This is a genomic window from Burkholderia sp. HAN2018 (assembly GCF_024704855.1).
GTDB classification, from domain to species: domain Bacteria; phylum Pseudomonadota; class Gammaproteobacteria; order Burkholderiales; family Burkholderiaceae; genus Burkholderia; species Burkholderia cepacia.
This window is the reverse complement of sequence record NZ_QOBB01000140.1, coordinates 1-19,013: the sequence shown is the minus strand read 5'-3', so window position 1 is coordinate 19,013 and position 19,013 is coordinate 1. Positions and strand designations below refer to the sequence as shown.

The following is a 19,013-nucleotide window of genomic DNA, read 5'->3' as shown; positions in this document are numbered from 1 at the left end:
CGCGGGGCTTGCCGTCTGCCCGCTCGCGCGGCGTGTCGCGCCGCGCACGCTGGTCGACGTCGGCGCGAAATTCGGGCTGCCGCCGCTGCCGCTGTCGCAGGTCGTGCTGTACTCGCGCGTGCGCGACCCACGCGCGGCCGCCGCGCTGCGCAGGTTTGCCGACAGCCTTGCAATCTCGGCGTAAACTGACGGGTTTCGCCGCCAGCAATCTTCAGAAGAATTCCAATGAAGCCCGAAGCCCGCAAGCACCTCCGTGCCAACCTGCTGATGCTCGCCGCCGCCGCGATCTGGGGTTCGGCTTTCGTCGCGCAACGCCTGAGCCTCGACGTGATCGGGCCGTTCCTGTTCACGGGGCTGCGCTTCCTGCTCGGCGCGCTGGTGCTGGTGCCGCTGCTGACGCTGAACACGGCGTCGCGCGCGCAGCTCGCGGCGATCCGCCGTGCGCCGGCGCTGCTGCCGGGCCTCGCGCTCGGCGGGCTGCTGGCGGTATCGATATCGCTGCAGCAGATCGGCCTGCAGTACACGCGCATCGCCAACGCAGGGTTCATCAGCTCGCTGTACGTCGTGATCGTGCCGCTGATGGGTGTGTTCGCCCGTCACCGGATCGGCGCGGGCACGTGGTTCGGCGCGCTGCTCGCGGCGATCGGCCTGTATTTCCTCAGTATCGACGAGCACTTCTCGGTGCTGTACGGCGACTGGTTCCAGCTCGCCGGCGCCGTGATCATCGCCGCGCACGTGATGGCCGTCGGCCATTTCGCCCGGCGCCACGATCCGCTCGTGCTCGCGTTCCTGCAATTCCTCGTGTGCGGCGTGGCGTGTCTCGCGGTCGGTCTCGCCGTCGAGCCGGTCAGCGGCGCCGTGCTGCGCGGCGCACTGCCGACGCTGCTGTACGGCGGCCTGTTGTCGGTGGGCGTCGGCTATACGCTGCAGGTCGTCGCGCAACGCGACGCCGCGCCCGCGCACGCAGCCGTGATCTTCAGCATGGAAGGCGTGTTCGCGGCGATCGCCGGCTGGGCCGCGCTCGGCGAAACGCTGACGCTGCGCGCGCTCGTCGGCTGCGCGCTGATGCTGGCCGGCCTGCTCGCGTGCCAGTTGCTGCCGAACGGCGACGCCCGGAAAAAGGACGAGGACGCACTGCCGGCGTGACCCGCACCGTCCCTATAATGACGGTTCGCGTGATAACCACGCCAACCGCTTCCGACAGGCCCGCTCCGTGACGTCCACTTCCGTCGATCCCGCCGCCGACCTGCTGCGCGAACGCGCAGCGCACTACGCCACCCAGGCGGCGCTGTTCCTGCGCGACCAGGCGCTCTCCACCGCGTCGCACGACCTGCGCAGCCCGCTGAATGCCATGCATAGCTGGGCATACGTGCTCGAGCGCCAGCTCGCCAACGCCGATCCGAACCTGCAGCGCGCGCTCGCGGGCATCCGCACCGGGATCGACCAGCAGGTCGCGCTGATCGACGACGTGCTCGATGCGCCGCGCGCGGAAACACGCACGCTCGCACTCGCGCCGCAGCCGTTCGCGCTGCGCGCGCTGCTCGACGACACGCTCGCGCTCGTCCGTTTCGCGCTCGCCGACGCACGACAGGTCACGCTCGACGCGACGCTGCCGGACGGCGAACCGTCGCTGAGCGCCGACCGCGAACGCATCGCGCAGGCGCTCTGGACGATGCTGACGGTCGCGGTCGAAGCCAGCGCCGCCGGCGGCCGCGTGACGTTGGCGTGCGCGCGCGACGGCGTGCAGTTCACCGCGCGCGCCACATGCACCGTCAACGCCGACACGCTCGCCGATCCCGCGCAGCCGCACGCGTTCGAATCGTTCGCACGACGCGAGCTGCTGCGCGAGCGCGACGCGAAGCGCGTCGCGTGGGCGCTTGCGCTCTGCCAGCGCGTCGCGCTCGCACACGGCGGCACGTTCTCGCACGACGCGTTCGCCGATGGCGCAACCGCCACCGTCACGTTCTCCGTCCCCGGCGAGGCGCCGGTGTAAGCCAGCGGCCGCCCGATATATTACGAATTCCTTTCTGGCTCTATACTGACGGGCCTGTCATAACCGGAGTGATTCTTTGTTACAGATCTTCGCGCTCATCGGCGCGTTGTTCCTGGTGGCCCTGAACGGGTTCTTCGTCGCGGCCGAATTCGGCCTGGTCAAACTGCGCGCCACGCGCGTCAAGACACTGGCCCGCAAGCACGGCCTGCGCGGCCGCATCCTCGGCATCGTGCACGGCCGGCTCGACGCGTATCTTTCCGCGTGCCAGCTCGGCATCACGCTCGCGTCGCTCGGCCTCGGCTGGGTCGGCGAACCGGCGTTCGCGCAACTGCTTACCCCGCTGCTCGACCTGATCGGCGTGCAGTCGGAGCGCGTCGTGCACCTGATCTCGCTGGTGTTCGCGTTCTCGCTGATCTCGTTCCTGCACATCGTCGTCGGCGAACTGGCGCCGAAGTCGATGGCGATCCGCCAGTCGGAGAAGGTCGGCCTGTGGGTCGCGCTGCCGCTCTATGCGTTCTACTGGGCGATGTACCCGGCAATCTGGGTGCTCAACAACAGCGCCAACGCGGTGCTGCGGCTCGCCGGGCTGTCGGCCGACCATGGCGGCGACGCGCACTACTCGACCGACGAATTGAAGCTGATCCTGCGCAGCCGCCGCAGCACGGCCGGCAACACCGCGCAGCCGGCGCGCGGCACGTACACCAACGACGAGTGGAACACGCTCGCGCATTCGCTCGATTTTTCGTCGATGACCGTATCGGACCTGATGCGGCCGGCCCATGAAATGATCGGCCTGCGCCGCGACCTGCCGCTGCCCGACAACATGGAGATCGTCGCGCGGCACCGCTTCAGCCGCTATCCGCTGTTCGAGGATGCGTCGCGTGAACAGGTGAGCGGGCTGATCCACCTGAAGGACCTGCTGCTCGCGCGTCACGCGGGCGCCGCGCTCGAAGACCTGTCCGACTACGTGCGCCCCGTGCAGTACGTGAAGCCCGACACGCCGGCCCTCGACCTGTTCCGCCGTTTCCGCAAGGGCGCACCGCACTTCGCGCTGGTCGGCAACAAGGGCGAGAAGCCGATCGGCTTCCTGACGCTCGACAACCTGCTCGGCGCGCTGGTCGGCCAGATCCACGACGAGTTCCGCCAGGGCGACGCCGACTGGAGCCGCCTCGACGACGGCACGCTGATGGGCAAGGGCAGCCTGCCCGTCGTGTCGCTCGAACAGGCGCTCGGCATCGACATCGACGAAGGTCGCGCGGAATCGGTCGGCGGCCTCGTGATCCAGGCGCTCAGCGACCTGCCGACCGAAGGGCAGCGCGTGTCGTTCGACCGCTTCGACGTCGTCGTGAAGAAGATGAACGGGCCGCGCATCGTGCTCGTGCGCGTCTACCCGAAGATCGCGAAAGAGGCCGACGAATGACGGCCGCGCGTGGCTGCCGCCGGCGCACGCGATGAACGCGACGCTGCCGCGCTGCTGCGTGATCACGCCCGAGCCGGCGTCCGCGTCGGCCGCCGATTGCGCGGCGTTCCTCGACCGGCTGTCGGCCGTGCTCGCACGCGGCGAGACACTCGTGCAACTGCGCGTGAAATCGCTCGACGCAGCCGCGTTTGCGCGGCTCGCCGCCGCGGCGCTCGCGCGCTGCGGCGCGGCCGGCACACACCTGATGCTGAACGGCCCGATCGATGCGGCCGGCGTGATGCGGCTCGACGGCGCCGGCTGGCATCTCGACGGCCCCGCGTTGCGCGCCGCCACGCAGCGGCCGTTGCCGGCCGGAAGATGGGTGTCCGCGGCCTGCCATACGCGTGACGACTTGCTGCTGGCCGCGCGCGCCGGCGCGGATTTCGTCACGCTGTCGCCCGTGTTGCCGACGCTCAGCCATCCCGGTGCGCCGACGCTCGGCTGGACGCAGTTCGGCACACTGGCCGCCGAGGCCGCGATGCCCGTCTTCGCGCTCGGCGGCATGAAACGCTCCCACCTCGACGATGCACGCCGCCACGGCGCGCACGGCATCGCGGGCATTCGCGGGTTCTGGTAGTCCGGGGATTTCCTGCGACGCAACCGGGCGCAGATGCGCCCGGCCGTTCAGACATTACCGCCTCACGTCGTCATGCGTTCAGGTTCGGGCGCCTTCCGCGCCACGCGCCGTCGTCGATGCGACGCGCATCGTGCGTGAGCGCATACCGGTTGACGTCACCCGTCAGCCACGCGACGAGCGAGTACGGCGGCAGCTCCCCTTCATCGACCCGGTCGCGCGCACGCGCCGGCGTCTCGAACACGACCCGCCCTCTCGGCGCATCGAACGGCACCGCCTCGGGCGACAGGTTCAGCGCGATCGTCAGCGTCTCGTCGTCGGCGAGCCGCCACGACGCAAGCAGCGCGTCGGCATCGCCGTCGCCGTCCGACTTCAGCGCACGCGCATCCTGCGGCCGGCAATCGGACAGCCTCGGCGCGATCAGCTTCGCGCGCACCGCCAGCGCCGACTGCACGAAATGCGCGCGATCGGCGTCGCGCGCGGTTTCGTCGAAGATCAACGGGATCTGCGGCGTGAGCAGCGACAGCGCAAGCGCGGCCAGACCGGCCTCCTGCCCGTGGTCGCCCTGCCCGCTGTCGCGCCACGCGCCGTCGGACAGCACCAGCGACGTCAACGACAGCCCGCTGTCGGCCGTCATGCCCTCGCCCGACCCGGCCGGCTGGAATGCGGCCCCGGCTGCGGTCAGCGCGCGGGCGAGCGTGTGGATCGACTGATGCGCGGAAATGCCTTCATGAGCCGACGTGTCGCGGCCCGTCAGCCGGTGCAGCGCGCGTTCGCCGCACCCGTTCCACTGCGCATCGAAATGGGTATCGGCAAGATGCGCGGGATGCCGCTCGCTGCCGAGTACGAGATGGATGAGCCGGTCGGCCGGCACCGCCGCGCGCACGCGGTCCGCGATTTCGCGCAGCCACGACACGCCGATCCGGTCGGCTTCGCGCAGGCGCAGACCGTCGCAACGGTACTCGTCGATCCAGTACAGCGCGTTGTCGCAGAAGAAATCGCAGACTTCCGGATGATCGAGCGCGAGCGGCGACGCCTGCAGCGGATCGTCGCGCGTATGGAAGAACGGCGCCGCGTAGTGGCGCAGCGCATCGGTGCCGCTGCCGAAGCGCGCGTAGTCGAGTTCCAGCAGCACCGCGAGACCGTAGCCGTGCGCATCGTCGATCAGCGCCTTCAGCGCGTCGGGGCCGCCTTCGGCCGCGAGCGGCGCGAACGGCAGGCTGTCGTGCGGCGACGCGAGCAGCTCCAGCGCGGTCACACCCAGGCGCGCGAGTTGCGGCAGGCGCCGGCGCACGCCGCCGAAGCCGCCCACCGCGTGCGGGCGAATCGCATAGAGCGAGATGTCTTCCCATGCGCGCCCGCGCCAGAACGTGTTGCGCCACGTGAACGCGCGCGGATCGACGACCTCGCTCGGGCCGTTGAGCCCCTCGGGTTGCGAGCGCGATGCGGGATCGGGAATCGATACCGTATCGTCGAGGCGATAGCGGTAAAGCGCCCCCGCGCCGCAATCGGCAAAGACTTCGAACCAGTGCGTGCCGGCGGCCGTCATCGGAACGAGCAACGGGCCGAAACCGGTATCGAGTTCGAGCTGGACCTGCGTGCTGCCCGGTGCCCACACGCGAAAATGCGTGCGCGGCGTCGCGCAGAGCGCGCCACAGGGCTGTGCGCCGAACGGCAGGCAGTGAATGTAGTGCTGCGCATACGGGTCGTGCGGACAATCGGACATCATGCGCTCCTCGTGCGTACCGAGCGGCATGGCCGCGCCAGCGGCGCGGCACATCGGGGCCCGGCATGCGACGGCCAGGCGGGGGGAGAAACGAGTATGCGCCGGATTCGCCATCGCGATGCAACGTCCCCGGACATTATTAAATGCGAATCGACCCCTGGAAAACCCGCGGTCCGGCAAGCGCCGGCGAGGCAGGTAGCCCGCATACCGGAATGCCTGCTCGCCTTGTTGCACCGGCCGTGCACGCTTACGCTCTGCGCGATGCTCGTGGACACACCGTCCGCGCCCGACCCGAGGAACCCGTCATGTCGCTTCCCGCCAGCGCCGCCAAATTCGATCCGGCACGCGCACACGAATACGCCGAGCAATCCCGCATCGCACTCGCCGGCTACGATGCCTGTCATGAACTCACCGCGTGCATGCTCGCGTCGGCAATCGCCGCACCCGATGCACGGATCCTCGTCGCGGGCGCGGGCGGCACGGGGCAGGAAATCTGCGTGGCGGCCGCGCTCGAGCCGGGCTGGCGGTTCACGGCCGTCGACCCGTCCGGGCCGATGCTCGCGCTCGCGCGCTCGAATGTCGAGGCCGCGGGCTGCGGCGCGCGCACGGCGTTCGTCGAGGACGGTGTCGATGCGTTGCCCGACACGCCCGCGTTCGACGGCGCGACGCTGATCGGCGTGCTGCATCACGTCCCGGGCGACGAGGCGAAGGCGGCGCTGCTGCAGGCGATCGCGCAACGCCTGAAACCCGGCGCGCCGCTCGTGCTCGCCGGCAATCATCGCCGCTACGCGGACCACCCTCGCCTGCTCGACGCATGGCAGCAGCGCTGGCGCATGAAAGGCGCGACGCCCGACGCGGTGCGCGCGCAACTCGCGAAGATCCTGAAGGGCGCCGATCCGCCCGCGTCCGAGGAAGCCGTGTTCGCCCTGCTGCGCGACGCGGGCTTCGATGCACCGCTGCGCTTTTTCGCGAGCCTGTTCTGGGGCGCGTGGATCGCCGTCCGGCGCGCGTGATGGATCGGGGCGGTTGGCCAGACGCGGTCGGCTAGATGTGGTCGGCCAGACGCGGTCGGCCAGACGCGTCGCGCCACGTCGCGCGACGCGTTTCGCTTGTGCGCCACCCGCGCTGGGTATGATGTCGTTCCCGCCCCCACTTCCGGCGTCGACATGCTCACCGTCCATCACCTGAACAACTCGCGCTCGCAGCGCGTGCTCTGGCTGCTCGAAGAACTGGAGGTGCCGTACGAGATCGTGCGCTACGCGCGCGACCCGAAGACGATGCTCGCACCGCCCGCGTTGCGCGCAATCCATCCGCTCGGCAAGTCGCCGGTCGTCACCGACGAGGGCCGCACATACGCCGAATCGGGCGCGATCATCGAATACCTGGTCGAACGCTACGGCAACGGGCGCCTGGCGCCGCCGCCCGGCACGCCCGAGCGGCACGACTTCACGTACTGGCTGCACTACGCGGAAGGATCGGCGATGCCGCCGCTGCTGCTCAAGCTCGTCGCGCTGCGGATCGCGCATGCGCCGATGCCGTTCTTCGCGCGGCCGATCGCGCGCAAGATCGCCGACACGCTGCAGTCGGGCTTCGTCGATCCGCAGATCGCGCTGCATCTCGGCCATGTCGACGGTGTGCTGCAGCGCACCGGCTGGTTCGTCGGCGACAGCTTCAGCGCGGCCGACATCCAGATGAGCTTTCCGCTCGAGGCCGCGACCGCGCGCGGCGGAGACGGCCGGCATCCCGCGATCGCGCGCTTTCTCGACGCGATCCACGCGCGGCCGGCATACCGGCGCGCGCTGGAGCGCGGCGGCCCGTACGAGCTGCTCAAATGACGCGGCGCACGACCGCGGCCCGCGTCAGCTCAGCAGGCCGGCTGCCACGTTGATCGACAGCCCGAGCACGGCCATGTTGAAGTAGAACGACAGGATCGACTGCGCGAGCACCGAGCGCCGCGCGGAGCGGCTCGCCAGCGACACGTCGGCCGTCTGCGACGCGACCGCGAGCGTGAACGCGAAATACAGGAAATCCCAGTAATCGGGTTCGGGATTGCGGTCGGGGAAGCGCAGCGCGCGGTCGTTGGATGGCGAGCCGTAATAGAGGCGCGCATAGTGCAGCGTGAAGATCGTCGGGATCAGGAACCACGCGCCGAACAGCGTCGCGCCCGTAATCGCGTAGTGGCTGAGCCCCGCGCTGAAGCCCACGCTCTTGGCGGTCGCGAGTTCGATCGCAATCGCAGCCACGCTCGCCACGGTCGCGAAGCACACGACGGTCAGCACGGTCGTCGCGTTTTCGTCTTCGCGGATCGCGACTTCGCGCACCTTGTGATGATGCGCGGTGACCATGCGCACCCACATCAGCACGAGATACAGCCAGACCGCGCAATCCCAGCCGATCAGCGCCCGCGCGGCCGGACGCAGCGGAAACGGCAGCAGCACCGCGCACAGCACGCCGGCGATGAACGCCGCGACCATGCGCGGCCGGTTGCGTAATACCTGCGGATAGAACGTCATCGTGTGATTCCGAAAGCAGATGGAAAGGGTTCGGCCGACGCGCGGGACGCCCCGCCGCGCCGCACCGGCGGGTAGCGCCCCGATTATCGTCATTCCGTCGTGACGTGGCGATGGGCGCGAGCGCCTAAGATAATGGGATGACTGCCACCGCCCCCCTCTGCCACCATCCCGCGAATACGGCCGGCCGTGACTTCGTCGTCGGCGACCTGCACGGCTGCGTGGATGTGCTGCGCGCGCTGTTGCACGACATCCGCTTCGATCCGGCTCGCGACCGCCTGTTCTCGGTCGGCGACCTCGTCGACCGCGGCCCTGCATCCGAAACCACGCTCGACCTGCTCGACCGCCCGTGGTGCCACGTCGTGCGCGGCAATCACGAGGAAGTGCTGAGCCTCGTGGCGCGCGGCAAGCTGTCGCCCGACGCGTGGCGCGGAATCGGCGGCGACTGGGGCGCCGACCTGCCGGCGGAACGGCTGCACGCGCACGCGGCGCGCGTCGACGCGCTGCCGCTGGTGCGCGTGATCGGCGACGGCCCCGGGCGCTTCAACGTGCTGCATGCGGAATTCTTCGGCTCGGACGCCGATCTCGACACGGGCAGCTATTCGCACGACGTGCGCGAACGGCTGATCTGGGGCCGCGATCTCGTCCAGGGGCTCGCCGATCCGGCGCGGCAGACCGGGCTGTCGCTGACCTACACCGGGCACACGCCGGTGCGCGCACCGCAGCGGATCGGCGCGCAATGGTTCATCGACACGGGTGCGTTCGCACCGGCCGGGCGGCTCACGCTCGTCGAGCCGCGCACCGGGCGCACCTGGTCGATGACGCAGGCCGAGGCGCGCGAACGCCACGCGGGCGACTGGCCGTTGCCCTGATGCCCGCGAGCGCCCACTAGCCGACCTGGTTCAGTTCGAACACCGCATCGACGGCCGAGCCGTTCCAGTTGTATTCGAGGTAGGCCGCGTGATGGCAATCGCGCAGCAGCGCGGTGCGGAACGCCGCCAGGCACTCGCCGCGCGGGTCGCGCACCGACGGATAGACGATCCCCGCACCGCCGGCATTGCGCACCGCGCGGCCGAGCGCTTGCCCGGCGCTGTAATCGAGCGGGTGCAGCAAGGCCGGATCGCGTTTCGGCCACATGCGCACGTCAGCCACGTCGCCTTGCGCGATCACCGTATAGAGCCGCATCTGCTGGCGCATCGGCGGCTCCTTCGTCGCCGCCAGGAACAGCGCGCTGTGATAACGCGTTTCGGCGATCGCCGTATCGCGCGAGCGCGCGCAGTAGAACACGCCGTAGCTGCCGTCGGAAAAACGGCTGCCCTGCGGATTCAGGTGCGTGAACGCGGCCATGATCGGCCCCCAGCCCTGCCCGTAGCGACGTTCGGCGGGCGGGACGAGGTCGAGCGTGCCGACTTCGTTGCGAATGCGGTCGTTGGTCAGCGATTCGAGCGCGTAAAGCGCGTCGAAATCGTCCGCCGACGCAACGCGGTCGAACAGGTTGATTGCCGGAAAACGGGTGGGGATCACGCGATAGGCAGGCGCCCAGTCGACCGCGGTCGTGGGCCATTGTTGTGCTTGGATCGGCATCGTCACGCCCAGCCACCTCGCATCGCGTCGAGATATTGGCGGACGGCGACCAGATCGCCGACGTTGCCGGCGAGCATCCGGTCGAGTGCGCGCTTGCCGCCGAACGGCGCCGCGTCGTTGGGCCGCTTGACCCACGCATCGGCCGCGGCCGGCTGCGGCAGCAGGATCTGCAGCGCCTTGTAGATGCCGAGCAGCAGCGATAGCCGCTCGAGCGTATCGCGCGGCAGCCGCGCCGATTCCGGCGCGGCCTTCCACTTGAAGAACGTCGAACGGCCGGGCGACCCGAGCAGCACGATCTGTTCGTCGATCGTCAGCTCCCAGTCGCGTGCGATGTTGAAAAACGCACGCAGGCCGGCCGCCGACATCTGCGCGACCGAAGCCTGCGGCGGGGAGGAATGCGATTCGTAGGCGGGCTGTGACATGATCGTTAGTCTCGAAACGAATTTACTAACAAGATTAGTCCATTTTCGTATTTTTGCAAGGGTCGGCACCCGGCGACCGATTCACGCATCCGGCGAAACGATATTTTTTGTCCATTCTGGACTCTGATTTTATTTTCTGCGTTAATGGCCGTGCGGACACCGCGCGCAGATGCGGCTCGGGTCCGTGAAACCGTGTCGCACAGAACCGGAAGCACCCCGCCAAGGAACGCACCATGAAGAGACTGATTGCCGCTGTTTCGATCGCCCTGCTCGCGGTATCCGCAGGCCCCGCCGTCGCGAAGGACTGGACCACCATCCGCTTCGGCACCGACGCCAGCTACGCGCCGTTCGAATCGAAGGCGCCCGACGGCAAGCTCGTCGGCTTCGACATCGACCTCGGCAACGAGATCTGCGCGCGCCTGAAGGCGAAGTGCGTGTGGCTCGAGAACGATTTCGACGGGATGATTCCGGCGCTGAAGGCGAAGAAGTTCGACGCGGTGCTGTCGTCGATGTCGATCACGCCGCAGCGTGCGCAGCAGATCGGCTTCACGACGAAGATCTACAACCAGCCGACGCGGCTCGTCGTGAAGAAGGGCTCGCCGCTGCTGCCGACGGCCGAATCGCTGAAGGGCAAATCGATCGGCGTCGAGCAGGGCACGACGCAGGAAACGTACGCAAAGGCGTACTGGGGCAAGCAAGGCGCGAACGTCGTGTCGTACCAGAACCAGGACGGCGTGTACGCGGACCTGACCTCGGGCCGCCTCGACGCGGCGCTGCAGGATGAAGTACAGGCCGCGATCGGGTTCCTGAAATCGTCGCGCGGCGCGAACTACACGTTCGTCGGCCCGGAGCTCGTCGACGAGAAGGTGCTCGGCATCGGCGCCGGCATCGGGCTGCGCAAGGAAGACACCGACCTGAAGGCGAAGATCGACGGCGCAATCCTCGACATGGTCAAGGACGGCACCTACAAGCGGCTCGCGTCGAAGTACTTCGACTTCGACATCTACGGCGGCTGAAACGGCGTCGCGCGCGTACGGGCGCCACTCCCGTCGCGCGCGTCCGACCGCCCCTCCCCTCACCACCGGACGGCAACGGCATGACGCCGTTTGCCGTCGCATCGAATGCATCATCCGTCGCGCGCGCGGCAAGACCCTCGCGCCTCATTCGGATTGCAGATCAATCGTTCGCGGCGACGATGCCCGGCGCGAACGGATATCGTGCGGCTTCGGTCAATAGGCGAAGACCGGGCGTCGAGGTACCGGCGCCCGAGCGCACATGCCCTTGCGAATCGGGTTCGCGTGCAGGAAAGTACCGACCCGGCGTGGATGACCGGCAATCAGCCGGATCCGCCTCGCACCGGGCGCGGAGAGATGGCCTGTCGATGCATGCCGGCCGGCCGAGAGAACGACATGCGACCGGCGATGCTCCACATCACTGCGATCGCGGCCTGCCGGCCGCGGCGTGTGGCGATCGATCATTTTTCTACCCCGTATCAGTCTGATGGTTGTTCCGGCAACCGGACGAGGCCGGTGCCCCGACGATCAGGCGACGACGCTCCGTGCTCGCCGGAACGCGGCTGTTGCGCCGCGCTCCGCCGCCGCATCCCCGCGGACCGTGTCCTGGCCGGTACTGACAGGGTTCGCTGCCGAACCGGACGGACCGTGCATCGTCGACCTTCGCACGCCCACTTTCGCAAGGAGCGGGCCAGCTTCGCGCGAGCCTGTCCGGACAAGGGGCCAGCCGGGCAGCGTGGCGGCCGGAACGGGTGCCGAATGCGGGAAGTTACGAAACTGAAACACGCGGCGCGCGGCACGCGCGGGCCCCGTGGCGGCCCTGGCTTGCCGGATAAGGCTGAACAATGAAGCACGGCATTTTTACCGATGGACGGCCGGCCGTTCACGCCGATTCACCACGCAAATTCGCATGGCCGCCGACGCGAAATGTTTCATGCGCTTTACATGCCGCGGGCAGCACGCGGGCCGCGGGTTGCCCGCGCGATCCATCCGCCGGTGCCGGGCCGGCCGGGCGCACGGCTATACTGCGAAACCGGCGTGCGTCGTGTTCGCATCGGCGCCTCCGGCCGGCGGATGCCGTGACGCACGACGCCGCCCCACACGCCGCCCCACCGCCCGAACGATCGCCCCGCCGATGATCCGTACCCTCTATGTCGCCGAACGCGCCAGACTGATTCGCTTCGGTGTGTCGGGCCTCGGTTCGACCGCGCTGCACGCGTTGATCGCGGCCGCGATGTTCACGCTGTTCGACGCGACGCCCGTGACCGCGAACGCGGTCGCGTTCGCCTGCTCGACCGCGTTCTCGTATCTCGCCAACACGCTGTGGAGTTTTTCGTCGCCCGTGACGTGGGGCAACTTCATGCGCTTTCTCGCCGTCGCGATGGTCGGCCTCGCCGTGACGATGCTGCTTGCGCACGGCGCCGTGACGCTCGGGCTGGCACGCGCGTGGAGCGTCGTCGCGGTCGTGCTGTGCGTGCCGCCCGTCACGTTCGTGTTGCACCGGCTCTGGACCTATCGCTGAACCGGCTCACGCGTCGCGCGTGCGCCGGTTCAGCCGACCCGCTGATGCCCCGCGTCGCCCGACGGCGCGCCGTCGTGCCCGCCGTTGTCGCCGTTGTTGTCGTGATCGTTCAGCCCGTGCTCGATCATCATCCGGTAGAGCGTCACCCGCGAAATGCCGAGTTCGGCAGCGGCCTTGTTGATGCGGTGATCGTTGCGCAGCAGCGCATTCTCGATCGCGGTGCGCTCGGCGAGCGCCCGCGCCTGTTCGAGCGTCACGGGTTCGGTTTCGCCCGGCGTATCGAGCCCGAGATCGTGCGGCGTCAGCAGCCGGCTCTCGGCCATCACGATCGCGCGCCGCACGCGGTTGATCAGCTCGCGCACGTTGCCGGGCCACTCGTAGCGCCGCATCGCGTCGAGCGCGGCCGACGTGAAGCCGCTGATCTTGCGACCGCTATCGGCCTTGTACTTCTGCAGCACGTAGTGCGCGAGGATGTCGATGTCCTTGCCGCGCGCGCGCAGCGGCGGCTCATGGATGCGCAGCACGCACAGGCGGTGATACAGGTCGGCGCGAAAGCGCCCGGCCTCGACCGCGCCGTCGAGATCCACGTGGGTGGCCGAGATGATCCGTACGTCGACCGGAATCGATTCCTGCCCGCCGAGCCGCTCGATCTTCCCTTCCTGCAGGAAGCGCAGCAGGCTCGCCTGGCTTTCGACCGGCATGTCGCCGATTTCGTCGAGAAACAGCGTGCCGCCGTTCGCCGATTCGATCCGGCCCGCACGACGCTGGTTCGCGCCGGTGAACGCGCCGCGCTCGTAGCCGAACAGTTCCGACTGCAGCAGGTGATGCGGAATCGCGCCGCAATTGATCGCGATGAACGGCCCCTTGCCGCGGCCGGAACGCTCGTGAATCGCGAGCGCCGTCAGCTCCTTGCCGGTGCCCGACTCGCCCGAGATGAACACGCTCGCGTCCGTCTTCGCGACCTTGCGGATCGTGCTGAACAACTGTTGCATCGCCTCGCAGTTGCCGATCATCCCGTGTTCGCCGATCGACGCCGCGTAGGCCGCGCCATCGACGCGATCGAGCGCGGCCATCCCGCGCGCGTGGCCGAGCACGTGCGAAATCCACTCGTACGGCAACGGAAGGGTCACGTAGTCGAAGCAGTAGCTGCGGATCAGCTCGCGCACGGCCGGGCCGATCGTGATACCGGCCTGGGCGATGGAAATCCAGCCGATCGACGGCTGGCTCAGGCACGCCTTCAGCGCGGGATACTCGCGCGACGTGAACCCGGAGAAATCGACCAGCCCGGCAGCGACGCTCACGCCGGACGTCATGTTCTGCGCGGCGCCGGCTGTCTTCGCGACGGAGATTTCCCAGCCCAGCCCGCGCAGTTGCGCAAGCAACGGCTCGTCGGGCGAACGCATGATCACGAACAGCTTGCGTCCATCCTCGGGCGCGGTGACGGACACATGCGTCATCTCGGGCACCGTGTGCCCGTTTGCGTCAGGTGACCTAGCAACCATCGTTGTTCCCCGCTTGGCATTGGTATCGCGCGCCCGGCTCGCCGCCGCGTGCGACGAACCTCGATCGAACCGACATATTGGCCGCATTTCCGTCCGAATAAAATCCCCCCGTGCATGAATCGCGCGTGAGGTGGACAGCGTCATCAACGGTATATCGATGTGGCCGGCGCGCGACTAGATGGGTGTTATCCCGGTGGCGTGCGCGGCGCGGGCGGTCCACGGGTGGCCGCGCGACGCGCAAAGCCGCGCCGGTGCTGGCGCACGGAGTTCGCGGGCGATGCGGCACCGACAGGATCGGCCCGGCCGCGCATGCGTGCGCGGCCGGTCGACCGGCCGCCGGGATGCCCGCCCGGCCGGTTCGAATTGATTTCGGTCAATCGTCAGAGGAAGCCGGCTGATGCAGGAACGCAACATGCTCGGCCCGATCCCGCGCACGCCGGCGCAGCGACGGGATCAACGGCCCGATGCGAGCGGCGCCGGCGCGTTCGCACGACCACGGCCGGCCGGGGTGCCGCCGTGTTCGCCGTAGGCGGCGGCAAGCGCGTCGACGCGCGCGAGATGGTGATGATTGTCGTGATCCCACGGATGGAAGCCCGGCCGGAAGAAACTCAGCCATTCGCCTGCGATGCGCGGGAACAGCCCGCGGCGCGGCCCGTACAGGAACGCGATCATCCGCAGCATGCCGCGCACGTGATGGCCGGCGCCGCGATCGCGCCACAGCAGCGTCGCGTGCATCAGGAACACGGTCGGCCAGAACGTCAGCGTCGTCAGCAGATACACGCCGATGCGGATCAGGTAACGACGCAGCCCCGGCGCCATCACGGTGTTCCACACGTCGAACGACACGGCCTTGTGCTCGGTTTCCTCGAGCGCGTGCCAGATCCACATCTGGCGGTAGCCCTCGACCGAGCCTTCAAGGCGCGTCGGGTCGCGCAGCAGCCAGTCGGCAAGCATCGCCGTGTAATGCTCCGCCGCGACCGTGTGCGCGAGCTGCACCGAATGCGGCAGCTTGCGCTTCATGTAGCCGAGCACCGCCCACACGCGCTTGTCGAGCTTGCGCGCGGGCAGGTGGTTCGCCTGCATCAGCTCGTTATACTCGACGTGCTCGCGCGTGTGCATCGCCTCCTGGCCGATGAAGCCGAGCACCTGCTGCTTCAGTACGGGATCGTCGATCCGGTCGCGATAGTTGCGCACCGAATCCATGAAGAAGCGCTCGCCGGCCGGGAACAGCAGCGACAGCGCGTTGAAGAAATGGGTCACGTGCGACCCGAGGCCATGCCAGTCCTTCGCGCGTTCGACCGGCAGGTCGAAGCGCAGGTCGCGGCGCACCGGCATGATCCCGGCTGCGGTGGCGGAAGCGGCTGACTTCATGTTCATCGTTCTCCTGGTTCCGGAGCGGCCCGGCGCGTTGTCCGACGCGGCCGGCGCGGGCCCGGGCGGCGCATCGCGCACCGCCAAAATCTTGACATCGACAGCTGTAAAGATAGGCCGCCCGCGGCAGCGCGCGCAAGCCGCGCGGTAGATGCGCGCTTCCAAACAGGGCACGGTCGAAAAGGCGGAAAAAACGGCGTTCGAACGGCGTCCGGACACGGCGGAATTCGAACGCACGTGACCGCACGCGAGCCATTCGCGGCAGTCGGCACCGCATCGCAGCGGTGGCCCGGAAGCCCCGCGTGGCGGGCATTTCACGGAATCCGGCAACCCGGTGCGGCATGCGGCCGAGCACCCCGGTAGCACCGATTCATACGCGCGTCGCACTCGCGCGGTGCAACCTCGGTCGCGGGGCGGGCCGGAAATTCAAACGCGCGTTCCATTTGCGTTCCGCGCGATCGCGGCCGCGACGGCCCGACGCCGCCCGCGATACGCGTGCGACCGGCCGAAAGCCACGAGCGGCGGCCCGCAGCGCGCTCGCCTACAATAGCGGTTTTACCCATCCTTTTTCAGGAGAAGTCATGTCTGTCATCACGACCGAATCGGGCCTCAAATACGAAGACCTGACCGAAGGCACCGGCGACGTAGCGCAAGCCGGCCAGACCGTCAGCGTCCACTACACGGGCTGGCTGACCGACGGTCAGAAATTCGATTCGAGCAAGGATCGCAACGACCCGTTCGCGTTCGTGCTCGGCGGCGGCATGGTCATCAAGGGCTGGGACGAAGGCGTGCAGGGCATGAAGGTCGGCGGCGTGCGTCGCCTGACGATCCCGCCGCAACTCGGTTACGGCCCGCGCGGCGCAGGCGGCGTGATTCCGCCGAATGCGACGCTCGTGTTCGAAGTCGAACTGCTCGCCATCTGACACGGCACACGAGCCCCCGGCTGACGCCCCGCCCCATGGCACACCTTCCGTCCCCCACCGTCGAGCTGCAACGCTACGACGCGCTCGAAGCGTCGGACGTGCACGACTTTCACCAGATCGTGCTCGGCATCGACGGCGCGATGGTGATGGCGGTGAACGGCGTCAGCCAGCGTCTCGACCGGCACCGCGCCTGGCTGGTTCCGGCCGGCGCGCGCCATGATTACGCGGGCCTCGGCGAGAATCGCCAGCTCGTGCTCAATCTTCCCCTCGCGTCACTCGCGGTGCCGCAGCGGCTGTTCGACAGCGCGCGCGCCGTGGCAATCGATCCGGCCCTGACGTCACTGGTCGCGCAGATCGCGGCGGCGGCCGCGCAATTCGAAGTGCCTGCCGCCGACGCGCCGCACGCGGCCGCACACCGTTTCCAGTGGCAGGCCGCCGCCCGGCTGTGCGGCGCACTGCTCGACGAACGCGACATCGCCGCGCCCGCATCGGGCCTCGATTTCGCGCGCATCGACCGCTGGCTGCGCGCGCGGCTCGCCGAGCCGCTGCGCATCGCCGATCTCGCCGCGCACTGCGGCTACGGGATGCGCCGCTTTCATCAACTGTTCGTCGATGCGTTCGGCGAAACGCCGCATCGCTACCTGCAGCGGCTCAGGCTCGACGCGGCCGTGATCCTGCTCGCGGATGGCCGGTATCCGCTCGTCGATATCGCCGGGATGGTCGGCTTCGCGGATCAAAGCACGTTTACGCATGCGTTCACGAAGCGCTTCGGCGTTGCGCCGGGTCGCTGGCGCGGCGAGCGCCATTGAACGCAGCCAGGGTTCCGCGCTGAGCGCGCGTCAACACGGGTCGTAGCGGCACGGTTGGGCACGCAGCGCTCACGTCGGCCCACGCGCAACATTCTTCGCTCCTTCTTCGCTCCTTCTTCGCTCCTTCTTCGCTCCTTCTTCGCTCCTTCTTCGCTCCTTCTTCGCTCCTTCTTCGCTCCTTCTTCGCTCCTGCTTCGTCCCCGCTTCGTCCCCGCTTCGTCCCGCTCGCCGCCCTGCTGCTTCGCCCCCGGCGCTTCGACGCTTCACGTCCCGCTGAAACATCGCCGGCCGGCCGCGCCCTACGATTGGCGCATGGACACGACCATCCCCTCCTCCACCTTCCCGCCCGCGCTCGCCCGCGTCGTCGCGACCGTCAGCACCGGTTTCGTCGTCACGCAGCTCGACGTGACGATCGTCAACATCGCGCTCGCGCATCTCGCCGGCGACCTGCGCTTGCCCGTCGCCGGCCTGCAGTGGGTCGTCGATGCGTACACGCTCGCGTTCGCGGTACTGATGCTGTCGGGCGGCGCGCTCGGCGACCGCTTCGGCCCGCGCCGCCTGTACATCGCCGGCCTCGTGCTGTTCGCGCTTGCGTCGCTCGCATGCGGCGCCGCGAGCGCGCCCGCGATGCTGATCGCGGCGCGCGCACTGCAAGGCGTCGGCGCCGCGGCGATGCTGCCCAATTCGCTTGCGCTGCTCAACGACGCGTGCCGGCACGACCCGCACCTGCGCGCGCGGGCCGTCGGCTGGTGGACGGCAGCCGGGTCGATTTCGATCGCGGCCGGCCCGGTCGTCGGTGGCCTGCTGATCGCGGCGTGGGGCTGGCGCGGCATCTTCCTCGTGAACCTGCCGCTGTGTGCGGCCGGGCTGGCGGCCGCCTTTGCATGGATACCTGCGTGCCGTGCGGCGGCAACGCCGGCCGCGCCATCCCGCTCCGTCCGCGCACTCGACCTGCGCGGCCAGTTCATCGCGATCGCGATGCTGACCGCGTTGACCGGCGCCGTGATCGAATGGCGTCCGCTCGGCTTCACGCACCCGGTCGTCGCCGGCGGTTTCGCGCTGGCGGCGCTCGCCGCGCTCGCATTCGTCGCGGTGGAAACACGGACGGCCACGCCGATGCTGCCGCTGTCGCTGTTCCGCCATCGCACGTTCAGCGCGGCCGTGCTGTTCGGGGTCTGCGTGAACCTCACGTACTACGGCACCGTGTTCGTGCTCGCGCTGTACCTGCAGCGCGCACGCGGCGAATCGGCGTTGCAGGCCGGCCTCGCGTTCCTGCCGCTGACGGGCGGCTTCCTGCTGTCGAACCTCGCGAGCGGCCGCGTCGTGGCGCGTCACGGCCCGCGCGCGCCGATGCTGGCGGGCGCGCTCGTCGCCGCGCTCGGCTACGGATCGCTGCACTTCATCGACGCGTCGACGCCGCTGGCCGTCCTGCTCGTGCCGTTCCTGCTGATTCCGTCGGGCATGGGTTTCGCGGTGCCGGCGATGACGACCGCCGTGCTCGCGTCGGTCGCGCCCGAACGGGCCGGCATCGCGTCGGCCGTGCTGAATACCGCGCGGCAGGCCGGCGGCGCGATGGGCGTGGCCGCGTTCGGCGCACTCGCCGGC

The 19,013-nt window shown here is 69.0% G+C and carries 18 protein-coding genes and 1 pseudogene; 13 read left to right on the top strand and 6 right to left on the bottom strand.

Annotated features, from left to right (window positions below):
• From DPV74_RS27570 to DPV74_RS27550, 5 genes and pseudogenes are all read left to right on the top strand, one after another.
• Positions 1 to 184: pseudogene (locus DPV74_RS27570) on the top strand (LysR family transcriptional regulator); the annotation flags it as partial.
• Between the two features lie 41 nt (positions 185 to 225).
• Complete coding sequence (locus DPV74_RS27565) at positions 226 to 1,146, top strand: DMT family transporter (protein ID WP_119338330.1); 921 nt, start codon at positions 226 to 228, stop codon at positions 1,144 to 1,146.
• A 67-nt stretch (positions 1,147 to 1,213) separates the two neighbouring features.
• Positions 1,214 to 1,993: a sensor histidine kinase KdpD gene (locus tag DPV74_RS27560; RefSeq protein WP_119338329.1), complete on the top strand. Its 780-nt coding sequence runs from the start codon at positions 1,214 to 1,216 to the stop codon at positions 1,991 to 1,993.
• Positions 1,994 to 2,069: 76 nt separating this feature from the next.
• A complete protein-coding gene (locus DPV74_RS27555) occupies positions 2,070 to 3,413 on the top strand; it encodes a hemolysin family protein (RefSeq protein WP_027791053.1) in 1,344 nt (447 codons plus the stop codon).
• Positions 3,414 to 3,444: 31 nt separating this feature from the next.
• Entirely contained in the window at positions 3,445 to 4,029 is a 585-nt protein-coding gene (locus DPV74_RS27550; protein WP_119338328.1) for a thiamine phosphate synthase, read from the top strand.
• Between the two features lie 70 nt (positions 4,030 to 4,099).
• Here the strand turns inward: DPV74_RS27550 and DPV74_RS27545 are convergent, their stop codons facing one another.
• Positions 4,100 to 5,752: a DUF3459 domain-containing protein gene (locus DPV74_RS27545; RefSeq protein ID WP_119338331.1), complete on the bottom strand. Its 1,653-nt coding sequence runs from the start codon at positions 5,750 to 5,752 to the stop codon at positions 4,100 to 4,102.
• A 305-nt stretch (positions 5,753 to 6,057) separates the two neighbouring features.
• Between DPV74_RS27545 and DPV74_RS27540 the strand changes: the two genes are divergently transcribed.
• Complete coding sequence (locus DPV74_RS27540) at positions 6,058 to 6,765, top strand: cyclopropane-fatty-acyl-phospholipid synthase family protein (RefSeq protein ID WP_119338327.1); 708 nt, start codon at positions 6,058 to 6,060, stop codon at positions 6,763 to 6,765.
• A gap of 153 nt (positions 6,766 to 6,918) precedes the next feature.
• The gene (locus DPV74_RS27535) at positions 6,919 to 7,587 is read left to right on the top strand and encodes a glutathione S-transferase (RefSeq protein ID WP_119338326.1); all 669 of its coding nucleotides are present in this window, start codon (positions 6,919 to 6,921) and stop codon (positions 7,585 to 7,587) included.
• 24 nt (positions 7,588 to 7,611) lie between these two features.
• Here the strand turns inward: DPV74_RS27535 and DPV74_RS27530 are convergent, their stop codons facing one another.
• Positions 7,612 to 8,265 (bottom strand): DUF1345 domain-containing protein, encoded by a 654-nt coding sequence (locus tag DPV74_RS27530; RefSeq protein ID WP_027791048.1) that lies wholly within the window; start codon positions 8,263 to 8,265, stop codon positions 7,612 to 7,614.
• A gap of 137 nt (positions 8,266 to 8,402) precedes the next feature.
• Between DPV74_RS27530 and DPV74_RS27525 the strand changes: the two genes are divergently transcribed.
• A complete protein-coding gene (locus DPV74_RS27525; protein ID WP_119338325.1) occupies positions 8,403 to 9,134 on the top strand; it encodes a metallophosphoesterase in 732 nt (243 codons plus the stop codon).
• A 16-nt stretch (positions 9,135 to 9,150) separates the two neighbouring features.
• On the opposite strand, the gene DPV74_RS27520 is transcribed toward DPV74_RS27525, so the two are convergent.
• Entirely contained in the window at positions 9,151 to 9,846 is a 696-nt protein-coding gene (locus tag DPV74_RS27520; protein WP_048022260.1) for an RES family NAD+ phosphorylase, read from the bottom strand.
• A gap of 2 nt (positions 9,847 to 9,848) precedes the next feature.
• A complete protein-coding gene (locus tag DPV74_RS27515) occupies positions 9,849 to 10,268 on the bottom strand; it encodes an MbcA/ParS/Xre antitoxin family protein (RefSeq protein ID WP_027791045.1) in 420 nt (139 codons plus the stop codon).
• Between the two features lie 233 nt (positions 10,269 to 10,501).
• Here DPV74_RS27515 and DPV74_RS27510 point away from each other — a divergent pair, with 233 nt between their 5' ends.
• A complete protein-coding gene (locus DPV74_RS27510; RefSeq protein ID WP_021156310.1) occupies positions 10,502 to 11,284 on the top strand; it encodes an ABC transporter substrate-binding protein in 783 nt (260 codons plus the stop codon).
• 1,132 nt (positions 11,285 to 12,416) lie between these two features.
• Positions 12,417 to 12,803 (top strand): GtrA family protein, encoded by a 387-nt coding sequence (locus tag DPV74_RS27505; RefSeq protein WP_119338324.1) that lies wholly within the window; start codon positions 12,417 to 12,419, stop codon positions 12,801 to 12,803.
• A gap of 29 nt (positions 12,804 to 12,832) precedes the next feature.
• Here the strand turns inward: DPV74_RS27505 and DPV74_RS27500 are convergent, their stop codons facing one another.
• Positions 12,833 to 14,305 carry a sigma-54 dependent transcriptional regulator gene (locus tag DPV74_RS27500; protein WP_060083399.1) on the bottom strand — a complete coding sequence of 491 codons (1,473 nt, stop codon included), beginning with the start codon at positions 14,303 to 14,305 and terminating at the stop codon, positions 12,833 to 12,835.
• Positions 14,306 to 14,758: 453 nt separating this feature from the next.
• Positions 14,759 to 15,676: a metal-dependent hydrolase gene (locus DPV74_RS27495; RefSeq protein WP_060173227.1), complete on the bottom strand. Its 918-nt coding sequence runs from the start codon at positions 15,674 to 15,676 to the stop codon at positions 14,759 to 14,761.
• Positions 15,677 to 16,257: 581 nt separating this feature from the next.
• Here DPV74_RS27495 and DPV74_RS27490 point away from each other — a divergent pair.
• From DPV74_RS27490 to DPV74_RS27480, 3 genes are all read left to right on the top strand, one after another.
• The gene (locus DPV74_RS27490) at positions 16,258 to 16,599 is read left to right on the top strand and encodes an FKBP-type peptidyl-prolyl cis-trans isomerase (RefSeq protein WP_027791040.1); all 342 of its coding nucleotides are present in this window, start codon (positions 16,258 to 16,260) and stop codon (positions 16,597 to 16,599) included.
• Between the two features lie 35 nt (positions 16,600 to 16,634).
• Positions 16,635 to 17,408, top strand: a complete 774-nt coding sequence (locus tag DPV74_RS27485; protein WP_119338323.1) for an AraC family transcriptional regulator — start codon at positions 16,635 to 16,637, stop codon at positions 17,406 to 17,408.
• Between the two features lie 312 nt (positions 17,409 to 17,720).
• A partial coding sequence (locus DPV74_RS27480; RefSeq protein ID WP_119338322.1) for an MFS transporter occupies positions 17,721 to 19,013 on the top strand: 1,293 nt, incomplete at its 3' end.

What these genes read in the sequence shown, in the direction of transcription:
- DPV74_RS27515 (WP_027791045.1), bottom strand. Translation starts at nt 10,268, where the DNA reads ATGTCACAGCCCGCCTACGAATCGCATTCCTCCCCGCCGCAGGCTTCG.
- DPV74_RS27495 (WP_060173227.1), bottom strand. Translation starts at nt 15,676, where the DNA reads ATGAAGTCAGCCGCTTCCGCCACCGCAGCCGGGATCATGCCGGTGCGC.
- DPV74_RS27500 (WP_060083399.1), bottom strand. Translation starts at nt 14,305, where the DNA reads ATGGTTGCTAGGTCACCTGACGCAAACGGGCACACGGTGCCCGAGATG.
- DPV74_RS27520 (WP_048022260.1), bottom strand. Translation starts at nt 9,846, where the DNA reads ATGCCGATCCAAGCACAACAATGGCCCACGACCGCGGTCGACTGGGCG.
- DPV74_RS27525 (WP_119338325.1), top strand. Translation starts at nt 8,403, where the DNA reads ATGACTGCCACCGCCCCCCTCTGCCACCATCCCGCGAATACGGCCGGC.
- DPV74_RS27510 (WP_021156310.1), top strand. Translation starts at nt 10,502, where the DNA reads ATGAAGAGACTGATTGCCGCTGTTTCGATCGCCCTGCTCGCGGTATCC.
- DPV74_RS27545 (WP_119338331.1), bottom strand. Translation starts at nt 5,752, where the DNA reads ATGTCCGATTGTCCGCACGACCCGTATGCGCAGCACTACATTCACTGC.
- DPV74_RS27565 (WP_119338330.1), top strand. Translation starts at nt 226, where the DNA reads ATGAAGCCCGAAGCCCGCAAGCACCTCCGTGCCAACCTGCTGATGCTC.
- DPV74_RS27550 (WP_119338328.1), top strand. Translation starts at nt 3,445, where the DNA reads ATGAACGCGACGCTGCCGCGCTGCTGCGTGATCACGCCCGAGCCGGCG.
- DPV74_RS27535 (WP_119338326.1), top strand. Translation starts at nt 6,919, where the DNA reads ATGCTCACCGTCCATCACCTGAACAACTCGCGCTCGCAGCGCGTGCTC.
- DPV74_RS27485 (WP_119338323.1), top strand. Translation starts at nt 16,635, where the DNA reads ATGGCACACCTTCCGTCCCCCACCGTCGAGCTGCAACGCTACGACGCG.
- DPV74_RS27505 (WP_119338324.1), top strand. Translation starts at nt 12,417, where the DNA reads ATGATCCGTACCCTCTATGTCGCCGAACGCGCCAGACTGATTCGCTTC.
- DPV74_RS27490 (WP_027791040.1), top strand. Translation starts at nt 16,258, where the DNA reads ATGTCTGTCATCACGACCGAATCGGGCCTCAAATACGAAGACCTGACC.
- DPV74_RS27540 (WP_119338327.1), top strand. Translation starts at nt 6,058, where the DNA reads ATGTCGCTTCCCGCCAGCGCCGCCAAATTCGATCCGGCACGCGCACAC.
- DPV74_RS27530 (WP_027791048.1), bottom strand. Translation starts at nt 8,265, where the DNA reads ATGACGTTCTATCCGCAGGTATTACGCAACCGGCCGCGCATGGTCGCG.